Annotated in this window: 21 protein-coding genes; 9 read left to right on the top strand and 12 right to left on the bottom strand. The window is 65.3% G+C overall.

Annotation, left to right across the window (positions count from 1 at the left end):
• Positions 1–3: 3 nt before the first annotated feature.
• The 9 genes from trbG to trbB form a co-directional block, all read right to left on the bottom strand.
• The gene (trbG, locus tag CRT60_RS03310) at positions 4–963 is read right to left on the bottom strand and encodes a P-type conjugative transfer protein TrbG (protein ID WP_098735017.1); all 960 of its coding nucleotides are present in this window, start codon (positions 961–963) and stop codon (positions 4–6) included.
• 11 nt (positions 964–974) lie between these two features.
• Positions 975–1673 (bottom strand): conjugal transfer protein TrbF, encoded by a 699-nt coding sequence (gene trbF, locus CRT60_RS03305; RefSeq protein WP_098735016.1) that lies wholly within the window; start codon positions 1671–1673, stop codon positions 975–977.
• A 56-nt stretch (positions 1674–1729) separates the two neighbouring features.
• Complete coding sequence (trbL, locus tag CRT60_RS03300; protein WP_204561641.1) at positions 1730–2974, bottom strand: P-type conjugative transfer protein TrbL; 1245 nt, start codon at positions 2972–2974, stop codon at positions 1730–1732.
• 223 nt (positions 2975–3197) lie between these two features.
• On the bottom strand, positions 3198–3911 hold the full coding sequence (locus tag CRT60_RS03295) for a TrbJ/VirB5 family protein (RefSeq protein WP_098735014.1): 714 nt from the start codon (positions 3909–3911) through the stop codon (positions 3198–3200).
• An 8-nt stretch (positions 3912–3919) separates the two neighbouring features.
• Entirely contained in the window at positions 3920–4525 is a 606-nt protein-coding gene (locus tag CRT60_RS03290) for a hypothetical protein (RefSeq protein ID WP_204561638.1), read from the bottom strand.
• The gene (locus CRT60_RS03285; RefSeq protein ID WP_098735013.1) at positions 4509–6977 is read right to left on the bottom strand and encodes a VirB4 family type IV secretion/conjugal transfer ATPase; all 2469 of its coding nucleotides are present in this window, start codon (positions 6975–6977) and stop codon (positions 4509–4511) included. The genes CRT60_RS03290 and CRT60_RS03285 overlap by 17 nt, the downstream gene beginning before the upstream one ends.
• Before the next feature lie 9 nt (positions 6978–6986).
• On the bottom strand, positions 6987–7286 hold the full coding sequence (locus tag CRT60_RS03280) for a conjugal transfer protein TrbD (protein WP_098735012.1): 300 nt from the start codon (positions 7284–7286) through the stop codon (positions 6987–6989).
• Positions 7283–7648, bottom strand: a complete 366-nt coding sequence (locus CRT60_RS03275; RefSeq protein ID WP_098735011.1) for a TrbC/VirB2 family protein — start codon at positions 7646–7648, stop codon at positions 7283–7285. The genes CRT60_RS03280 and CRT60_RS03275 overlap by 4 nt, the downstream gene beginning before the upstream one ends.
• A gap of 7 nt (positions 7649–7655) precedes the next feature.
• Entirely contained in the window at positions 7656–8591 is a 936-nt protein-coding gene (gene trbB, locus CRT60_RS03270; protein ID WP_244592236.1) for a P-type conjugative transfer ATPase TrbB, read from the bottom strand.
• Between the two features lie 530 nt (positions 8592–9121).
• Here trbB and CRT60_RS03265 point away from each other — a divergent pair.
• Both CRT60_RS03265 and CRT60_RS37710 read left to right on the top strand, forming a co-directional pair.
• Positions 9122–9406 carry a helix-turn-helix domain-containing protein gene (locus CRT60_RS03265; RefSeq protein ID WP_143273045.1) on the top strand — a complete coding sequence of 95 codons (285 nt, stop codon included), beginning with the start codon at positions 9122–9124 and terminating at the stop codon, positions 9404–9406.
• Positions 9354–9698 carry a helix-turn-helix transcriptional regulator gene (locus CRT60_RS37710; protein WP_425290391.1) on the top strand — a complete coding sequence of 115 codons (345 nt, stop codon included), beginning with the start codon at positions 9354–9356 and terminating at the stop codon, positions 9696–9698. Before CRT60_RS03265 ends, CRT60_RS37710 begins: the two co-directional genes overlap by 53 nt.
• 64 nt (positions 9699–9762) lie before the next feature.
• Here the strand turns inward: CRT60_RS37710 and CRT60_RS03255 are convergent, their stop codons facing one another.
• Genes CRT60_RS03255 through CRT60_RS03245 form a run of 3 tightly spaced genes read right to left on the bottom strand, consistent with a single transcriptional unit; the run spans position 9763 to position 11358 of the window.
• Positions 9763–10194: a hypothetical protein gene (locus CRT60_RS03255; RefSeq protein ID WP_098735007.1), complete on the bottom strand. Its 432-nt coding sequence runs from the start codon at positions 10192–10194 to the stop codon at positions 9763–9765.
• 5 nt (positions 10195–10199) lie between these two features.
• Positions 10200–10973 (bottom strand): nucleotide-binding protein, encoded by a 774-nt coding sequence (locus CRT60_RS03250; RefSeq protein WP_098735006.1) that lies wholly within the window; start codon positions 10971–10973, stop codon positions 10200–10202.
• A gap of 10 nt (positions 10974–10983) precedes the next feature.
• Positions 10984–11358, bottom strand: coding sequence for a hypothetical protein (locus CRT60_RS03245; RefSeq protein ID WP_098735005.1), 375 nt, complete (start codon positions 11356–11358; stop codon positions 10984–10986).
• Between the two features lie 348 nt (positions 11359–11706).
• Between CRT60_RS03245 and CRT60_RS03240 the strand changes: the two genes are divergently transcribed.
• Genes CRT60_RS03240 through CRT60_RS03210 form a run of 7 tightly spaced genes read left to right on the top strand, consistent with a single transcriptional unit; the run spans position 11707 to position 19537 of the window.
• Positions 11707–12057 carry a plasmid mobilization protein gene (locus tag CRT60_RS03240; protein WP_098735004.1) on the top strand — a complete coding sequence of 117 codons (351 nt, stop codon included), beginning with the start codon at positions 11707–11709 and terminating at the stop codon, positions 12055–12057.
• On the top strand, positions 12054–14054 hold the full coding sequence (gene traI / locus CRT60_RS03235; RefSeq protein WP_098735003.1) for a TraI/MobA(P) family conjugative relaxase: 2001 nt from the start codon (positions 12054–12056) through the stop codon (positions 14052–14054). The genes CRT60_RS03240 and traI overlap by 4 nt, the downstream gene beginning before the upstream one ends.
• Positions 14051–15931 (top strand): type IV secretory system conjugative DNA transfer family protein, encoded by a 1881-nt coding sequence (locus CRT60_RS03230; protein WP_098735002.1) that lies wholly within the window; start codon positions 14051–14053, stop codon positions 15929–15931. Before traI ends, CRT60_RS03230 begins: the two co-directional genes overlap by 4 nt.
• A complete protein-coding gene (gene traF, locus CRT60_RS03225) occupies positions 15928–16467 on the top strand; it encodes a conjugative transfer signal peptidase TraF (RefSeq protein ID WP_146203743.1) in 540 nt (179 codons plus the stop codon). The genes CRT60_RS03230 and traF overlap by 4 nt, the downstream gene beginning before the upstream one ends.
• Positions 16464–17078, top strand: a complete 615-nt coding sequence (locus CRT60_RS03220) for a lytic transglycosylase domain-containing protein (RefSeq protein ID WP_098735000.1) — start codon at positions 16464–16466, stop codon at positions 17076–17078. The genes traF and CRT60_RS03220 overlap by 4 nt, the downstream gene beginning before the upstream one ends.
• Entirely contained in the window at positions 17029–17292 is a 264-nt protein-coding gene (locus tag CRT60_RS03215) for a hypothetical protein (RefSeq protein ID WP_244592235.1), read from the top strand. The genes CRT60_RS03220 and CRT60_RS03215 overlap by 50 nt, the downstream gene beginning before the upstream one ends.
• Positions 17279–19537, top strand: a complete 2259-nt coding sequence (locus CRT60_RS03210; RefSeq protein WP_098734999.1) for a zincin-like metallopeptidase domain-containing protein — start codon at positions 17279–17281, stop codon at positions 19535–19537. The genes CRT60_RS03215 and CRT60_RS03210 overlap by 14 nt, the downstream gene beginning before the upstream one ends.
• The last annotated feature ends 64 nt before the right edge of the window (positions 19538–19601 follow it).

The raw sequence follows: 19601 nt of genomic DNA, 5'->3' as shown, positions 1-19601 counted from the left end.
GGCTCAGTTCCTTTCGCGCAGGATCTCGACCTTGGTCTGGTCACTGCCGACACCGGAAATCAGCGCTGCATGGCGCAGCACCTTGTCGACCACATAGCGGTCGCCGCTGGCTCGGTAGTTGACGAGCTGTTCCTTGTCATCCGCGCCGATCGCCACCAGGGCGGGGGACTCGTCATAGCGCATCTCGCCGGGAAACTGGATGTAGGTCTTGCGCCCGTCTGTGTAGACCCGCACCGGCCGCCAGGATGGGCTGTCGCCGCGGATCGCGAAATTGAAATCGAGGTTGGCGGCATTGAGGCCATCGGAGAGGGTGGTGGCTTGCTGGCGCCGGTTCACCGCCGCCCGGTAAGCGTCCCAGTCCTGCTGAACGTCCTCCGGATAGACGAAGGATACCAGCGGCATCCAGTCCTTAGTCCGGCTGACGAGCTGGACCACATACATCCGCCGGTCGGTGGCGACGGTCATAGTGGTGGTCAGGCCGCTGTCGCTCGCCTTGATGACGATGACGCTGGTCTGGTTAGCGCCGGTTCCGTAGACGGTCGGCGTGGCCTTCCAACGGGCAATGTCGCCGAGGTCGATCTGCTGGACCACCTCGCCCGGCTGGAGTTCGAGGTTGCAGACCCGCAGAGGCGCGCAGACGACGGAGGGCAGGGTGGAGCCGTAGGTGAAGGTGACGCGGCCAGCCTGCCCGCGCGCCGGGCGGTCCTTGCCGCCGCGCCACTCGCCGGAGAGCGCGATACCGCGCTGTTCCTTGGCGTTCAATTCGGCCTCCTTGCCCGACATCAGGTTGACCGGCGGTGGGGTGCCGGTGCGGCGGGTCAGGACGGCCGGAGGATCGCCGGCCGGCGGTGTGGCGCCGGGCGCTTCCGTCTGCGCCGTCTGGATGGCCGGAACCTGTTGGGCAAGCGCCGGTCCCGCGACGGTCACCGCCAGGGCGGTCAGGATGAAGGTTTCCTTGAGCATGGGGGCACCTGTCAGATGAGCCGCTGGGACCAGGAGTAGCTGTTCACGTAGACCCCCATGGGGTTCATGAGGATCGCCTGTTCGGTGGCCGGCGGGGCGATGCTGATCGTCACCGTGGCCTGCCAGGAGACCGGCGGTTGTTTGGCCGAGCCGTCCCGGTTCATCACGCTTTCCCGCCATTCGATTCGCCACGTGTCCTGACTAATCGGCAGCACCGATTGCACCTCGACGGTCACGGTTTCGGTTTCCGCGCGCTTGAAGGGATCGTTGGACCGGAAGTGTTCGAGGATTTGCGGATAGGCAGCGCCGCGCTTGTTGAGCATGGCGAAGGCTTCGTCGATCAGCGCCCGCTCCGCCGCGGCATCGACATAGACGGAGCGGATGTTGCTGACCCAGCGGGCGAGCTGGGAGCGGATGACCCGCTCGTTGGGCACATAGATCTGATCGGCCCGCCGCACCCCCACCGCATCGCCGAGCTTGTTGGTTTCCACGACATAAGGGACGAGGCGGTTTTGGCTGCCGATCCAGACCACGCCCCCGACCGCCAGGGCAGCGATGGCGAGGCTGGACAGCGCCGTCAGGCGCCAGGCATTGGCGCGGGCAATGTAGGAACCATACCGCTCATTCCACTCGCGCCGGGCCGAGAGGTAGGGGGTCTCGGTCGGCGGTTTTGCCGGAGCTTTCGGCTTGCGAAGGGCGCGGGTCTTCATAGTCGATTGCCTATAGAGCGAAGGACTCCATCCCCTTGGCGTTCAAAACCGAACGCCTATTCGGGGCGGATCACGTTGTCGGATTGGGCCGGCGGCTGTGCCTGCTGGGGGGCTTGCGGAGCCTGTGGCTTTTCGGCAGCGGCCCGCAGCTCGCGGGCCTTGTGGATCATGCTCTCGCCCATGCGCCCGCCCATGGTGCCGTGGTGGCGGCCGGACAGGCGGCGGCCCACGTCCTGCACCGCCGCTTGGCCGAGATTGCCGGCGGCGCGGGCGGCCATACGGGCGGCAAACGCCGGCGGAGGGGACGAGGACAGGCCAGAGCTGGCGAGCTGGGCACTGGCAAGCTTGGAGGCGCCGCCGACCGCCATCCCGGCGCCGGCCGCACCTGCTGCTACACCAGCCACTGCGCCGCCAACAGCGGCGGTAGCTCCAATCAAGGCCCCGCCACCGCTGGGGGCAGTGCCGTTCACGAGGCTCTGCACCATGTCCGGCACCACCTTGGTGATTGCCAGCATGACGACGCCGGAGCCGACGATGACAAAGATGTCGGAGGTGGTGTTGACGAGCCGGGCTTCCCAGCTCTGAATCAACGCTTGCCCAAGTCCGACGAGCAATTGCAGGACAAAGAGTTTGGCGCCGACCGCCACGGCGTAGACCATGATCTTGACGGCATAATCCTTGGTCCAGCGGGAGCCACCGAAACCCATTAGCAAAACACCGGCAGATATGACGATGTAGCTTTCCACCAGGGCCAAGATCAGGAAGGCAGCGATTAGCGCAAAGCAGATGAGAACGATCAGCGCAGCCAGGACATATCCAGCGCTATCCCCAGGAGAGAAAAGCGAAACTTGGTCAACAATACGAGTGGCTAATCTCAGGCCCACATCAAAGATGTTCGAAGGCGTAATCTGCTGCATACCGCCACCGGCCGCACTCGCCTGATTGGCGGCTTGCCGGAAGCTATCGACGATAGCTTGGGCATAGTCGGCCGAGTTGAGCAACAGGGTCAGGAAGAAGCCGATGAAAAGGACTTGGTTGACGACCTCTGTCACCCACTCGCCAAAGTCGGCGCCTCGCAGCACAAGACGGATAGCGGCCCAGGTGAACTCAATCGCTGCCAACAGCCAGAAGAGATTGAGAGCAGCATTCCGCAAGGTTGCCTGCCAAGCAGCCGACCTCTCCTGATACAGCGTTGTGATTTCATCAAGGGAGTTGTTGGTCACCTGTGCGAGAGCATCGCCCGCAGTCAGGATGACTGCACAGAAGGATAAGATAACAAGATATTGAAAAACTGCTCTCATCCGCATCATACCCTCCCTTTTAGAATGCCTTGCCATCCCTAGTGTTTACCGTTGGGCCTGGACCAATCGGTAACCGCCCCAGTGGAACCGGCTCAGCGGTGGCGCAGGAAACGCTCACACTGTAGCGAGTTACGATGTGTGTGATGACCGCAGATCCGGCGATTGAACTCACGAGAATGAGAATAGCGACAGACGTCTTTACTTGGAGCATTCCATTTTCCCTTTAGAAGGCTTTACCGTCCCCGGTTGGTACAGTGGCGGGAGCGGTGAAGCGGCGCAGAAGTTCGGTTTGAGCGTCAGAGCGTGTTTGCGCCGCCGCCGCCGCACTCGCGGTGACCCGGCCGGTGGTCGCCATGGTCATGGTCATGTCGCCGAGCTGGGTCGCCAGCAGGGCCAGCATTTCGTTCGTCGCCTGGAGCTGGCGCACCTCGCCGTCCGAGGATCGCGCGTCGGCCAGGATGCCTTGCGCGGCCGAGACGTTGCGCTGGACGTTGCGCACCACGCCCTGGCTGTCCATCGCCGTGCGCGAGGCGTCCTGCAATTGGCTGGACCAGCGCTGGTAATAGGGCGCTACGTCCTCGGTCGGCACCGATTGCCAGTTCGTTCCCGGCGGGAAGAGCTGGTTGAATTCCTGTTCGATGCCGCCGAGCTGGTAGCCGATCCCCTGAACCCGGCTCATCACCGCGTTGAGCTGGCCCACCTGCTGGCTGAGGTTGCCGTTCAACTCACCGAAGCTGCCGCCGCCCAGCATCTGGAGCGTGCGGGCTTGGTTCTCGATCATCTGAACCTGATTGCTGATCTGCTCCATCTGGTTGGCGACCTGGGTGATCATCTGCGCGATGGCCGAGACGTCGATCACCGGGATGCCTTGCGCGTGCGCCGGCAAGGTCTGGAACACCAGGATGGACAGCAGGATGGCGGAGAGGGGCTTGCGCATCGGGGCACCTATTGCATGCGGACGCGGTGAAAGAGCCGGGAGTCGATGTAGACGTCGAAGGCTTGCGGCGACTTCGGTTGCAGCCATTGCACGGCGTCGTAGATGGAGACGGTGATCCGCTCATCGTCCGAGCCGCCTTGGACGGTGGTGCCCAGCAGGGAGCCGACACAGGCACGCGGCCCCAGGCGGCCGCCGTGGTCGCTGGTGATCGACGCTTCTGACTGGGCCGGCCGGGCGGTTTGCCACTCGGCTGGCAAGCCCCCAAGCGGTAAGAGTCCAAGCAGCGAGCGGCTGCCGACCCACTGGCCGGCCGGCGCCGGCTGGAGACCGGCTGGGCAGAGGTCGTAGGGGTCAAACACCTGCTGGACGTAAGAGCCGCCGCTCTCCGGCGAGCCGGCCATGTCGCAGGTCGGGAAGCTGCCGCCGCGGCGCAGATGCCGCCACAGCCGCTCGATCGGCGGAACGCATTCCGAAAACTGGGTCGGGCCGCCGGGGTTGCTCATGCAGAGCAGGACCTGACAGCCCCAGTCATCCGCCCGAGCCGGCGCCGGCAGCAGGGCGAGGCCGGCCAGCAGCGCGCCGGCCGAGGTGACGGCATTACAGAAGGTGGTCATAGCGCACCCCTTTCTTCTGGAGCCACTGGAAGGGCCAGTTGGCGCCATGGCTGGCGGCCAGCTCGCGCACCTGCACCACGCTTTCCTTGTCGGAGACGCCGACGAAGGCGAGGGCCACCGGCCCGAGAGCGAGCGAGAACAGCCGGCGGCCGTCCGGCGACAGGTAGTAGTAGTCGCGCTTCTTGGCCGCGGTCTTGAGGATGCCGATCTGCACCTCGTTCAGCCCGATGGCGCTGTAGAGGTCGCGCGGCCCGGGAACCTGCGGGGTGCCACCCTTGTTGGCTTCCTCGTTGGGCAGCAGCAGCTTGGTGGGACAAGACTCCAACAGCACGTCGAGCAGGCCCGAGCGCACCGCATCCGACAGGCTTTGCGTGGCGAGCACGACGGCGCAGTTGGCCTTGCGCAGCACCTTCAGCCATTCCCGGATTTTCTCGCGGAACACCGGGTGCCCGAGCATGACCCAGGCCTCGTCCAACAGCAGAAGCGCCGGCTGGCCGTGCAGGGACTTCTCAAACCGGCGGAACAGGTAGAGCAGGACTGGGATGAGGCTCTTCTCGCCCATGCCCATCAGCTCCTCGATCTCAAAGACGGTGAAGGCGTCCTCGCCCAGCCCGTCGCGGGTGCTGTCGAGCAGATGGCCGAGGGGGCCGCTGATCGTGTAGGGCGTCAGGGCCGAGCGCAGCTTTTCGTCCTGCACCGTCAGCAGGAAGTCGGTCAGGGAGCGTTCCTCCGGGCCCTTTTCCTGGCTCAGCAGCCGCATGGCGCGGTGGATTTCCTCGCGCTGGGCTGGGGTCGGCGGCATGCCGCTCTGGAGCTGGTAGCAGGACTCGATCCAGTCTTCCGCCCAGGCGAGATCCCCGGCGGTGTCGAGCGCGGCGAGCGGGGCGAAAGAGAGCCGGCTGGCCTCGCCGGCGATGTCGTGGTGAGCGCCGCCGCAGGCGAGCGCCAGGGCCTGCATGGAGCGGCCCTTGTCGAAGGCCACCACGGTGGCGCCGGGATATCGGCGGAATTGGGCCGCCACCGTGCCCAGCAGGGTGGATTTGCCGGCGCCGGTCGGGCCGAATACCAGAGTATGCCCAACGTCGCCAACGTGCAGATTGAGCCGAAATGGGGTCGATCCGGGGGCAGAGCCATACAAAAGCGGCGGTGACGCCTCCGGATAGAAGGGGCAGGGGGCGGCATCCAGCCCAGCCCACACGCTGGCGAGCGGCAGCAGATCGGCGAGGTTCAGCGTATGGATCAGCGGCCGGCGGACGTTGGGGTTGGGATGGCCGGGGAGGGTGCCCAGCCATGCTTCCACAGCGTTGATCGTTTCCAGCCGGCAGGCGAAGCCGAGGCGCTGCACCTCGCGCGACACCAGCCGGGCGCTGTCGAGCAGTTGGCCGCGGTCCTCGCCCATCAGCACGATGACCGGGGTGTAGTAGCCGAAGGTCACCAGAGCCGAACTGGCGTCGGTGATCGCCGCTTCGGCTTCGCCGGCCATCAGCAGGGCATCCTCATTGATGACGCCGCCTTGGGTGCGGAAGACCTGGGACCAGAAGCCGCGCACCTTCTGCTTCCATTTGCGGCGGTAGCGGTGGAGGTGGGACACCGCCTCGTGCTGGTCGAGATGGATGAAGCGCGAGGACCAGCGATAGGCCACCGGCAGATGTTCCAGCACGTCGAGGACGTTGGGATGGGAGGCGCCGGGGAAGCCTTCGAGCGAGACACAGGCGATGTAGCGGTCGCCGATGCGCGGGGTGTCGCCGGTCCACAGCTCGCGCCCGCCAATCACCGCGTCGAGATACATCCCGTCCGGCGGGATGTTGAGCGGGGTGTCGTCGCCGGTCAGGCAGAAATGCAGATAGTCGACCAGCTCGTCGCGCAGGTGCTCGCGGTCCTGGGCGCAGACATGGGTGTAGCTGGTCATGCGGCGCACCGTCAGCACGGTGCCGAGCGCGTCTTCCAGATCGTCGAGCGCCTTCCGGAAAGCGGCCAGCGTCTGATCGGCTGGCGACAGCGGCGCCGCGGTCGGATCCTCATCCCACAGGTAATCCTGGATCTTGGTGTTGCGCCGCAGCGGCGGGGTGTATTGCACCACCAGGGCATAGTCGGACTCGTAGTGCGCGCCATGGGTGGTGAACTGGCGGCGGCGCTCCGCCTCGATCAGGCGGCTGACCGGATCGGGGAACGCCGACGCCTCGGCAGACGGATAGCCGGCCGAGGGCAGGCGGGCGGCCTCGAACCAGCTCGCCCAGCCGCTTCCCAGCCGGGCGAGGGCGGCGTTGACCCGCTCCGTCACATAGTTGCGCTCATCGGCGGTCGAGGAGGCGGTATCCGGTCCCCGGTAATAAAAGCCGGCGAGCATGGCGCCGCTCTTGCCGAGAACGATCCCGTCATCGACCAGGGCAGCCCAGTCGAGCAGATCGGGCACGCCCCTGGCCTTGTCGCGATAGGTCTTGAGAGCCAGCATGCCGCCTCCTTATCGGTCGCGGGAGGGCCGCGACCGGGCCGGGTAGTAGGCTTGGTATTGGAGATGGCGGGTGTAGACATGGCTGAGGCGGGGATCGGCTTTGGCCATCGTCCGCAGGAAGCCGATCAGGCCGAACCAGACGCTGAAACCGACCGCCGTGGCGATCCAGTTCTGCGCCGTCAGGATCAGGCCGCCGGCCACGAGCGCGGTGAACATCACCAACTCGCGCTCGCCGCCCATCAGCAGGTTGGCGCGGTGCAGCGCCCGGCGGAACTCCGTCCGCCGCAGGCCGCTGACGCCGCCGCTCACGCCAGCACCACTCCGGCGCCGGCCGCGGCGATCACCGCGCCGACACCGAAAAGCTGGGTCAGGATGTTGGTGGCGAAGACCAGCAGGGCGACCACCAGCACCAGCATGACGAAGCGGCGGGCGAACTCGTTGATTTCACCGCCCCAGATCAACATGGCGCCGCAGACGACGATGCCGAGCAGCGAGATGGCAAAGGCGACCGGCCCGGTCAGCGAGTTGACGAAGGTCTGGAGCGGCGCTTCCCAGGGAAGCCCGCCGCCACCACCGCCAGCAGCGAGCGCCGGTTGGGGAGCAGTCAGCAGAACCGTGAGGGCAGCCGTCAGGGTGGCGGCTGAGACGCCGCGTAAGAGGGGATTGCGCATGGGGGCTTTATCCGAGTTGTGACAGGACGTAATTGCTGCCGTCGAACCCCTCGACGGCGAGAACGGCGGCGATGCGCCGGCCGGGGCTAGACGAGGTCTTTTCGATGTTCACCACCAGGTTGACCGCCTCGGCGATCAGCGTGTGCATCGGCGTCGGGGTTGCTTCGGCAATCAGGCTTTCCAGGCGGACCAGGCCGGCGGTGCCGACGCTGTCGCTGGTGTTGGAGTGGACGGTGGCGACGCCGCCGGGATGGCCGGTGTTCCAGGCTTTCAGAAGGGCCAGGGCCTCCGGACCGCGGGTCTCACCGACCAGAATGCGATCGGGACGCAACCGCATGGTGGCCTTGAGAAGGCGCAGCATGCTGACATGCTCGGTGGCGCGCAGCGGCACCGCGTTGGGCGCGCTGCATTGAAGCTCCACCGTGTCCTCGATGATGATCAGCCGGTGGTGCGGGGTGGCAAGTTCGATTTCCTTGATGAGGGCGTTGGTCAGCGTCGTCTTGCCGGTGCCGGTGCCGCCGACCACCAGGATGTTGCGGCGGGAAGCGACGGCCTCCACCAGCACCGCCCGCTGGCACTCGGTCATGATGCTGCGCTCGACATACTCGTCGAGCGTGAAGACGCGCGACGCCTTGCGGCGAATGGCGAAGGTGGGAGCGGCAGCGACTGGTGGAATAAGGGCCTCGAACCGGGAGCCGTCAAAGGGCAGCTCGCATTCGAGAATAGGATTGTCGCGGGTGATGGTGGTGCGCAAAGCTGCGGCCACCGTGGTCATCAGGGATTCCGCCTGGCTGGCCGACATGGTGCCAACCGGCATCATCTCCTGCCCCAGGCGCTCGACCCACAGCCGGCCGTCCGGGTTCAGCGTGATTTCCACGACATCCGGTTCGGCCAGAAAACCGCACACCAGAGGGCCAAGCTCACGGCGTAGCTTCTCTTGCACGCGACGGTCGTGTTCCTGTTGGAACGAGGCGGCAGTGGTCACACTCATTGGCACCTCATGGTGTCGCCGTTTCGTTCTCTCCTGCGGCAGCCACTATAGCCCCGACATAATCATCTAAGAACGGCTAAAAGGGCATAGGAAGACCCATCAATGGTCGTGGTAAGGTTGTACCGTCAAAAGGACAGGACCGCCACAGAGGAGTCCGCACACGCATTGTTTCACAAAATGCGCGCATATTTGGGTATGCCGTTTGAGTATACGGGTTTAAGCGCAAGCGGCTTGAATTCCAAAATTGCCACAGTACTGTGGAAGCGAGAACACGGCAGTGTAGCTAATTGGGCAGGGAGTGGGACGTGACGTTCCTAACAAACAGGCCGCAATATTGGGGTTTTGTGCAGTTACGCGTCTTACAACGTTCATCGAAAGTTTGAGTGAACGAGCTTCTCAAGCCGGTTGTGATACAGAACTACCTGCTCAGCCAGCTTGTTGTGATGCTCACCGTGACAGAATAGTAGGCGCGGGCAAAAGACTTGACCGGACCAGAAGAAAAGCCAGAGCCAGCTCTTCCCAAACGTCGGATGTCCCACAAAGACAAACCGGTGGAGCTGTTGATCTTTGCTCATAATTTTAAACAGGCCCGCCTCGCTGCAGGACTGACACAAACCGACATCACCAAAAGAATCGGCATTTCCCAGGCTTATGTTTCGGAAGTGGAGCGTGCGGTTGTTGACCCGAGCTTGACCCACATGGCTTTGCTGGCACGTGTGGTGGGCAGACCTCTGCACGAGCTTCTCAAGCCTTCACCAACGAAGTGATGGTCGTCAAGCTGTGACGGAAGAAGGCAAAAAGTCCCGTACCCCGCGCAAAACTCATAAGCAGCGCGTCACTGAAGAGACTGCGCCGCCAGAGCTCCTAACATTCGCAAGAAATTTCAAGAAAGCCCGGCTGGAGGCAGGCCTTTCTCAGTATGATATCATGAGGTTGACAGGTATAAGCCAGACCTACCTCAGCTTTCTCGAAAGATCACTGCACTCGCCAAGTTTGAGCTATATGTCTTTGCTGGCGCGGGTCGTTGGAAAGCCATTACACGAGCTGCTAGAACCATAATTCATTGTGCCCTGGCGTTAGACCGATCGGTGAGCGTCGGGTGAAACATTCGGAGACAGATTCGCTAAAAGGCGATGGCTCCCACCAGAAGGCCGAAGAGGCAACACACGGCCCCCACAGCCACCAAGGCGGCGTAGAGAGCCGTCCGGCGGGCCATGGCCGCCTGCTCGGCAGCTTCCTGTGCTGCCTGCACCTGCCGGCCGAGTGAGGCGAGAAGCTGCGCCTGGACGGCCTTCCCGGCTTCCTCAACCTGCCCGGCCACGTAGCCTCCAGTTTCGGTGACCAGCTTGCCTGCCAACTCACGAGCTGCGGCGATCTGCTGAGCCGATCCCGCAGCCGTCCGATCCTCAGCCTGCTCTAATACCGCATTCAGCCGCTCTACGTAGCTGGATAACACCAGCTCGTTGAGGGTGAGTGTGACGAGGATCGGGTCAGAGGGGCCGAGCAGTACGTTGTGCCGCTTGGCAACCTCCCCGATTAAGCGTTGGACGTCCATGGCGGTCAGACGACAAGAGCGATCTGATTGAAAATATCACGTTTCATCATCGTCAGACGTTGCTTTGCCATCAGGCCAAAATCGGGGCTGCTGACTGCCTCATCAAATGTGAGCTTGCGATCCAGCATCATCTCCATGTCCTTGCCGAAGGTCTCTCCGGTGTAGCGTTTGATCTTTACCAGCCCTTTTACCAGATGCTTGTTGAACTGGTATGTCTTCATTTCTTCGAAGTTCTTTCCGTCGGCGACGATGTCGCCGAAATACTCGTTGAGCCACACCACCATCTGGGCGCTTTCGGGAAGCTGGCGGGCGAGCTGATCAAAGCCGGTAAGGGTATCCATGATGGCCTGACCGCCAGTGACGACGGTATGGATGACGAGCTGCCTTCTTGAAGCGGCCAGGAGGTCGGCAACGCCGTTCTCGAGCATATAGCTGGTGAGGGGCAGAAAGGAGGCGGCACCATTGTCGACCACGACGCTGGCGTCCTCTGACACCAGCAGCTCGATCATGGTGTCGAAGTTACGGGTGTTGATCTGATTGCCCTGGAGGAGGTCGAGGCGGTGGGCGTTGAGGGCTCCGTAGCCCGAGAGAGTGTCGTTGACGGGATCGGTGTCGATGCAGGTGACGGGCCGGTTATGGGTGATGAGGTATTGTGCTAGGAAGGACGAGACCATTGACTTTCCGACACCCCCTTTTCCCTGGAGTGTCATGTGAATTTGGGAAGGCGATTGGGGTAACGCTGCGAGCTCATCAGTGGCCTGTTTGACCTTTGTCGTCATCGGTGACTCCTTAAATCAGGTCCTCGGGGTTTTTCGCGCGAGGATTGTATGTAAAATGACGGATCATGGGACCGGCGTTCGGATCGGAGGGCGGCCGCGGCGTAGGGGACGCGGGTAGGTCGGCCTTATTGGGAGGAGCGGTCACGTCCCTGTCGCTCTTTCGTCGCCGACTTTCTGCAGTGTCCACCTCAGTGATGTAGCGTTGCACATAGCGGGCGAAGCTTGAGTAGCTGACACCCAGACTGGCGGCGTAACGCTGGTGGATCACCGTCAGCGGGTAACCCTGGGTCACGTCCTTGCGAACGGGTTCAAGGATGGTCAGGAAGGCGATTCGGCCGGCGCCCCAGTGGCGCGCAGGGCCGGCACTGTCCGGCTTGTCCATCATCGGCTCTCTCAGCGGCTACTGAGGCCCGAGTCTCGCAAAGTTTCGAAGAGTTCCGCAAACTCTCCGACGGTATAGACTGCGAAACTCTGCGAACCATTGCGAAGGTTTTAGAGGCTCTGCAAATCTTTGCGATTGAGACTCAGGTGGGATAGACCGTCGCAGAGACTTGCAGACTATTGCAGAGTTTCGCAGAGTTTTGGTTGGCAAGATATGTGGTGTAGGCCTACACGGCAAAGCCGTGCAGGCCTACACCACCCGCGCTTACTCGCCCTTTGGGCTCGACGCTGATCTTGCTCTGCGAGGCATACGGCGGCTGCCGCCGCTTTGAACGCCAGGAGAGAAACCCCCATGACAGCACTGACTGCGGGTGAGACCCGCGACCGGCAGCGGCCATTGAAGGTATGGGTGAATGCGGCCGAGCGGGTGCGGATTGAGGCGCAGGCTGAAGCGGCCGGATTGTCGGTGTCGGCCTATCTGCGCAGTGTCGGGCTGGGGCACCAGCCGCGTAGCGTGGTGGACCTCGATGCAGTGGAGCGGCTGATAAAAGTGAACGCCGACTTGGGGCGGTTGGGCGGCCTCTTAAAGTTGTGGCTGACCGACACACCAGGGCGGGGGGCCGCGGTTGCCGACGTGCGCGAGCTGCTGGGACACATCAAGGATACCCAGGACGAGCTTCGCCATGCGGTGACGCGATTATGATCGCCAAGCGGGTCAAGCGCACCAAGGCGACGTCCGATTTTGCAAGACTGGGTCGTTATATTCTGGCGGCCAAGACCGAGGCGGCGGCGCAGTTATGGACACGGACGGCGGACTACATTCTGGACGTCGAGGGCGGCGGGGAAAAGCTGGCGTGGTCGCGCATCACCAACTGCACCAGTGACGAACCGGGGTGGGCGATCCGCGAGATCCTGGTGACACAGGAGCGCAACAAGCGGGCGAAGGGCGACAAGACCTATCACCTGATCGTCAGCTTCCCCGAGGGGGAGGTGCCAACCAGGGCCCTGCTGGAGGACATCGAGGACACGTTGTGCGCCGGCATCGGTTATGCCGAGCATCAGCGGATCAGCGCCGCCCACAGCAACACCCAGCACTTCCACATTCACATCGCGATCAACCGGGTGCATCCCCGCACTCTGCGGTGCGTCGAGCCGTTCTACGACCACCCGACTCTGTTCCGGCTGTGCCGGGCGCTGGAGCAAAAGCATGGCCTTCAGCTCCATCCAATGGATGGCTCGACGCTGCCCGGCCGGCCGGGCGACATGGAGGCGCATTCCGGTGTGGCGTCGTTCCTGCGGTGGGTGAAAGAGACCGCCGGCGCCGAGCTGGTGGAGGGGGCAGCCAAGGCGGCGAGCTGGGGCGAGCTGCACGCGGTGCTGGAGCGCTACGGGCTGGCGATCCGTCCCAAGGGTGCCGGTCTGGCCATCGTGCAGGAGGCAACAGGGCTCGGCGTGAAGGCGAGCAGTGTCGACCGCAGCCTGTCGGCCAAATCGTTGACCAGGCGGCTGGGCGCTTACGAGCCGCCCCCAATGGCGGCCCAGCGCCGGCCGAACGGTGCCAGTTTGCAAGGAGGCGCGGACGCCGCCCGTTTTATCACATCGGCGCCGGCGGGCGATTCCGCGCACCCAGGGCGCGGCTACCAGAGAGTGCCGCTGCACCGCCATGGCAACAGTGAAGCGCTGTACCAAGAGTACCAGGCACAGAGGGAGGCGCTGCTCAAGGCACGGGCCGCTCAGCGGGCGGCCCTTCGGCAAGCTCAGGCGGACCACGCCAAGGAGCTGGCGGCGTGGTATGCGGCACGGCGGGCGGAGATCAAGCGCAGTCCGGTGCTGACGGCGGCCGAGCGCCGCCATGCCTACGCGATGCTGGCGCATCAGCGCCGGGCCGATGCGGCTGCGTGGCGGCAGGAGCGAAGCCGGCAGCGCCAGGGTGCGGCAGAGCAGGGTTTGCCGACGTGGCAGGAGTTCCTGACGGCAGAAGCCAGCCGGGGCAATGAGGGCGCGGTGGCGGTGCTGCGCAGCCGGTCCCGCCGGCAGCGCCGCATGGCGGAGACCCTGCTGACCGCTGCCGACGCCGATGTGGCCCGGCACATCGTCTATGAACGGCTGCGCCCGAAGGCCGGCAAGGACGGCGCGCTGGTCTACCGGGTCGAGGATGGCGGGGTGGTCAGCGACGAGGCAGCCCAGGTGCGGGTGACCGAGGTCACCGCCGGGGCGGCCTTCCTCGCCCTGTCGCTGGCCGACGATCGCTTCCGCGGCCAAGCCCTGGTGGTCGAAGGCACCGACGCCTTTAAGACGCAGGTGGCGCAGCTCGCGGCGGTGAAGGGGTTGGAAGTGCGCTTTGCCGATCCTGAGCTCGAGCGGGAGCGCACTCGAATGGCTCAGCCTATGACCCAGGCCGAAGGATCTACATCCGTTACCGACTTCATCTCCCGCCGGAACAATAGGAGGGAGAGCGTAACGTCGATAGACTATACGCGCCTGTGGACGGCGAAGGACGCCGGCCCGGTGGTCTACCAAGGCCGCCGTAGGTTGCAAGACGGTGCCGAGGTGGTGCTGCTGCATCGAGGCGGCGAGACGCTGGTCAAGCCGGTCACCCCCGCCCAAGCCGCCAAGGCGAGCACATGGCAGCTGGGGCAGACGGTCGAGCTGGACAGCCGGGGCCGCTTCCTATCCCCATCGAGAGGGCGCAAGCGATGACGACGGCCGGTCCCTTAAGTCCGACCCTCCAGCCCAAGCGCAAGCGATCATGGGTGCGGCTGTTCGGGCCGCTGCTGCTGGCCGGGACGGCGGTCGGGCTGTCGAGCGTCTGCACCCAATATGTGGCGCAGAGTCTCGGCTATCACCCGGCGCTGGGGGAGCCAGTGATTGGGGTGGTCTATCCGCCATGGGCGTGGTTCCGCTGGCAGATGGACTGGTACTGGAACGCCAAGGAGGTGTTCGACACAGCCAATCTAGGCTTTCTCGGCGGCTTGGGCGCCAGCATCCTGACCACTGTGCTGGCCGTTGGTTTCGCGACGCGCAGCGCCACCCGGCATGAGGGCGTGCATGGCACCGCCCATTGGGCGGGCCGCAGCGAGGTGGAGCGCAGCGGGCTGTTGCCGGCGGCGGACAAGCCGGGTGCCGGCGTCTATGTCGGCGGCTGGACTGATCCGGCGACCGGCCGGCTGCATTACCTGCGGCACAACGGGCCGGAGCACATCGCCGCCATCGCGCCACCGCGATCCGGCAAGGGCGTCGGGCTGGTGGTCCCCACCCTGCTGTCCTGGCCGCACAGCGTCGTGGCCCACGACATGAAGGGCGAGCTGTGGGCGATGTCGGCGGGCTGGCGCAAGGCGCAGGGCCATGTGGTGATGAAGTTCGATCCGGCGGCGGCCGAGGGCAGCGTTGCCTTCAACCCGCTGGCGGAAATCCGCTTCGGCACGCTCTACGAGGTGGGCGACGTGCAGAACGTCGTCACCATCATGGTTGACCCCCAGGGCACCGGGCAGTTGGACCACTGGGCGGCATCGGCGCATGCGCTGCTGACCGGGGTCATCATTCATCTCAGCTACAAGGAAGCCAAGGACGGGCGGGCGGTCACCCTGCCGGCGGTGGCGCAGGCCCTGTCCGATCCAGAGCGGCCGGTGATCGAGCTGTACGAGGAGATGCTGGAGAACCGGCATCTGTGGAAGGCGGGGGCCAGCGAGGCGGTGGCCCATCCGGTGGTGGCGGCAGCGGCCCGCGACATGCTGAACACCGAGGACGAGGAACGCGCCTCGATCCTCTCGACCGCACGGCGTTTCTTGAGCCTCTACCGCGATCCGCTGGTGGAGCAGAATACCGGGCGCAGTGATTTCATGGTCGGCGATCTGATGGACCATGAGCGGCCGGTGTCGCTCTACCTGGTTGTCCGCCCCGCCGACAAGGACCGGCTGAAACCGCTGATGCGGCTGGTCATCAACCAGATCGTCCGGGTGCTGGTGCGCGACGAAATGACCTTCGTCGACGGCCAGGAGCAGGCGCTTCATAAGCACCGTTTGCTGCTGCTGCTGGACGAGTTCGCCAGCTTCGGCAAGCTGGAGGTCTTCCAAGAGGCGCTGTCCTTCATCACCGGCTACGGCATCAAGGCGTATGTGATCGTTCAGGACGTGGCGCAGCTGTGGAGCCTCTACGGCAAAGACGAGAGCATTCTGTCCAGTTGCCATGTCCGGGTGGCCTACGCGCCGAACAAGGTCGAGACGGCCGAATGGCTGTCGAAGATGACCGGCACCACGACGATTGTGAAAGAAGACATCTCCACCAGCGGGTCGCGCTTCGGCGCCGTCTTGCAGACCGTGACACGCTCCTATCACGAGGTGAGCCGGCCGCTGCTGACGCCCGACGAGGTGATGCGGCTGAAAGCCCCGGTGAAGGACGAGACCGGCCGGATCAGCGAGCCGGGCGACGTGCTGGTGTTCACCGCCGGCCATGCCCCGGTCTATGGTACGCAGAGTCTCTACTTCCGCGATCCGGTCTTCGCCGACCGGGCCAAGGTCCCAGCTCCGCCGACCGACCGATTGCGCGGCCCGGCACCGGGCAAGGCGTTCGTGCTGTGAGCCGGCGCTTTGCCATGGGAGTATGGTGCGCCGCCATCCTGACCACGGTGGCGACCACCACCGCCGGCACGGCCGGCTGGCGGATCAACGCCACGCCATCCCTGCCGGTCGGGCTGTGGCGGGTCGATGCGGCCGGCGCCGTGACTCTCAGCGTGGTGGTCGAGTTCTGCCCGCCCAACAGCGAACCATTCCGGCTGGCGCGCGAGCGCGGCTATGTGCCGGCGGGGTCCTGCCCCGGCGGCTATCAACCGCTGTTCAAGCCTATCGTCGCCCAGGCCGGCGACGAGGTAGTGCTGACAGCCGAGGGGGTGCGGGTGAACGGCGTGCTGCTGGTGAACAGCCGGCCGCTCGCCACAGACGGCGCCGGCCGGCCGATGCCGGTGCTACCGCCCGGCCGCTACCGGGTCGAGGCCGGCACCGTGTGGGTGGTGTCCTCCCATCACCCGGCTTCCTTCGACAGCCGCTATTTCGGGGCGCTGCCGCTGGAGAGCATCCAGGGCACCGCGCGGCCCATCCTTGTGCAGGGGGCGTCATGATCGACCTCATTCTTGCCTGCGCGCCGGACGTGGCGCCGCAGACCGTGCAGGAGATCATCCGGGTGGAGAGCGGGGGCAATCCCCTGGCAATCAACATCAACGGCGCCACGCTGGCGCGGCCGGCCATCGATGTGGCCGACGCGGTGAAGTTGGCCAGTTCGGCACTGGCCGCCGGCCACACGGTCGATCTCGGCCTTATGCAGGTGAACTCGGCCAACCTGCCGAGGCTCGGCTACACGGTCGAGCAGATGTTCGACCCCTGCACCAACCTGAAAGCCGGGGCGGCGATCCTGACCGCCAACTATGGGCGGGCGATCGAGCGCCACGGCCCCGGCCAGGAGGCGTTGAAGGCCGCGCTCAGCGCCTACAACACCGGCAGTTTCGAGCGCGGGTTCCGCAACGGCTATGTCGCCCGCTACTACGGCGGGGGCGTGACGCTTGCGGCCGGTGCAGCTTCGGGCGACGCGGCAGCGCCGCGCCAGCCCTTCCCCCAGCCGGCGCCCAAGGCGGTGCCGGCCGATCCGTATCACGTCGAAACCACGGCTTACCGGAGGACGACCAATGTCCAACAGCAGCTTGACCGCCGGGGCTCTGCCCCCGGCCGCCAATGACGCCGAACAGGCACCGACCCGCATCCAGCAGGACGCGATCCTCTCCACCAGCCTGTCGGACTTCGGCACGCCAGGGGTGGTGGTCGAGGTCGATCCCGACGAGGCCGAGGCGCTGGGCGCGTTCGAGGAAACCGCGCTGACCGAGGCGGCCGCTTGGGAGTCGAACGCCGACTTAGGCGACGCGCTGGAGGGCCACGGCCATGGCGTCGAATGAGTTCGTCCAGACTGTCGCAGACACCATCATCAACCAGCTCAAGGAGGGAACGGCGCCCTGGATCAAGCCGTGGAAGCCGGGCGAGCGGCACCTGCCCTACAACCCAACCACCGGCAACGACTATCGCGGCGCCAACACCCTGTGGCTGATGGCGGTGGGGCAGGCCAGGGGCTACGGCGATCCGCGCTGGATGACCTACAACCAAGCCCAAAGCTTTGATGGCCAGGTGCGTAAGGGGGAGACGGGCACCCGCGTCCAGTATTGGAAATGGCAGGGCCTGGAGCCGGTGCTGGGGCAGGACGGCAAGCCGGTAACCGGCGAGGACGGCCAGCCGCTCAAGCAGATGGTGCGCTATGAGCGGCCCCGCGTTCTCTCCGCCGTGGTGTTCAATGCAGCTCAGGTTGACGGGCTGCCGGCGGCTGAGGCGAAGCCGGCGCTGCCGGAGTGGCAGCGGCAGGAGCAAGCGGAGCGCCTGCTGTCGGCCGGCGATCCGAAGATCCTCCATGAAGGCGGCAACCGCGCCTTCTACAGTCCAGTATGGGACCACATCGTGCTGCCGGAGCGCTCGCAGTTTCCGAGCGCCGACGGCTTCTATGCGACGGCGCTCCACGAGAAGGGGCATTGGACCGGACACAGCTCCCGCCTGGACCGCGACCTGTCGCACCCGTTCGGCTCGGCGGGATACGCGAGGGAGGAATTGCGGGCGGAAATCGCCTCGATGGTGCTGGGGCAGCAGCTTGAAATCGGCCACGACCCCGGCCAGCACGTCGCCTACATCGGCTCGTGGATCGAAGCCCTGCAGGAGGACCCGCGTGAGATTTTCCGCGCGGCGGCCGACGCCGAGAAGATCGTGAAGCACCTCAACGGGCTGGGGCAGCAACTTAGCCAGGATCAGGGCCCCGACCAAACCTCGGTGCCGGCGCAGGGCCAGGACGAGGGGGTGCAGGTCAAGATGCCGGTGCTCATCACAGAGACGCAGGCTGTGGCAATGCAGACGGCCGACGAGCGGGTCTATCTGGCGGTGCCCTATGCGGAAAAGGACGAGGCGAAGGGGCTGGGCGCACGGTGGGACCGCGAGCAGAAGGCGTGGTATGCGCCGCCCGGTGTCGATCTGGCGCCGCTGGAGAAATGGCGGCCGGGGCATACCGATCTGCATGTGGACGCCGGCTGCGATCCCCGCGCCGAGTTCGCCGCCGCCTTGCGGGAGGCGGGCTTGCGCCTGGACGGGCCGCCGGAGATGGATGGGCAGATGCGGCGGGTGAAGGTGGAGGGCGACAAGCCAGGCGAGCGCAGCGGCGCCTATGTCGGCCACACCGATGGGCATCCGGCCGGCTACATCAAGAACCACAAGACGGGGATGGAGCGGAATTGGAAGGCGCCAGGCCGGGTGCAGGCCGCCACAGCGGTGGACCGGGCCCGGCTGACGGCGGAGGCGGCCCAGCGCCGGCAGACCCGCGCGCAGGAGCGCGAGCTGGTGCAGGAGCGGGCGGCCAACGCCGCCGAGGCACGGCTTGCCCAGGCCGAGCCGGCGACTGACGATCATCCCTATCTGCGGTCCAAGGATGTGCCGTCCTACGGGTTGCGCCAGGACCGCGAGGGGAACCTGCTGGTGCCGATCCGGGACATGGATGGCAAGGTGATGTCGGTGCAGGCGATCACCGCCGAGGGGCGCAAGAGCTTTCAGAAGGAGGCACGCACCCAAGGCGGGCACTTCCTGATCGGGGATGCCGCGACCTCAAAGTCGGTGCTGGTGGCGGAGGGCTATGCCACCGCGGCGACGCTGCACCGGGAAACCGGGTTGGCCGTGGCGGTGGCCTTCAACGCCGGCAATCTTGGGCCGGTGGCCGAGGCGCTGCGCCAGCGTTATCCGGACAAGCCGCTGGTGATCGCCGGCGACAACGACCACGTCAAGGAGCGCCAGGGCAAGCCGAACGTCGGGCGGGAGAAGGCCGAGGACGCGGCGGCCAGGGTTGGAGGGACGATGTTGCTGCCGACCTTCCGACCGAATGACCGCGGCACCGACTGGAACGATCTGGCACGCTCGCAGGGTAGGGGAGAGCTGGTCGAACAGGTGTCGGCCGGACTGGCGCGGGGCGAGCGGCAGCGCATGGCAGCCGACCTGGCGCAGGCGCGCGGCACCCAGGCGCAGGTCGATGAGCGAGGTTTGCGCCAAGGAGACGGCAGGCGGCTGACCCAGGTTGAGTATGACGCCCAACGCCGTAAAGCACGGAGCAGCAGGAGATGATGCCGAAACGCTGGATTTGATTGCTCGGCTGGATGGTGCAATGCGGATCCGTTTGATCTGCTGC

This window comes from Azospirillum palustre (assembly GCF_002573965.1).
GTDB lineage: Bacteria > Pseudomonadota > Alphaproteobacteria > Azospirillales > Azospirillaceae > Azospirillum > Azospirillum palustre.
Note: the sequence above shows the minus strand (reverse complement) of the source record. Positions and strands in the feature narration are given on the sequence as shown.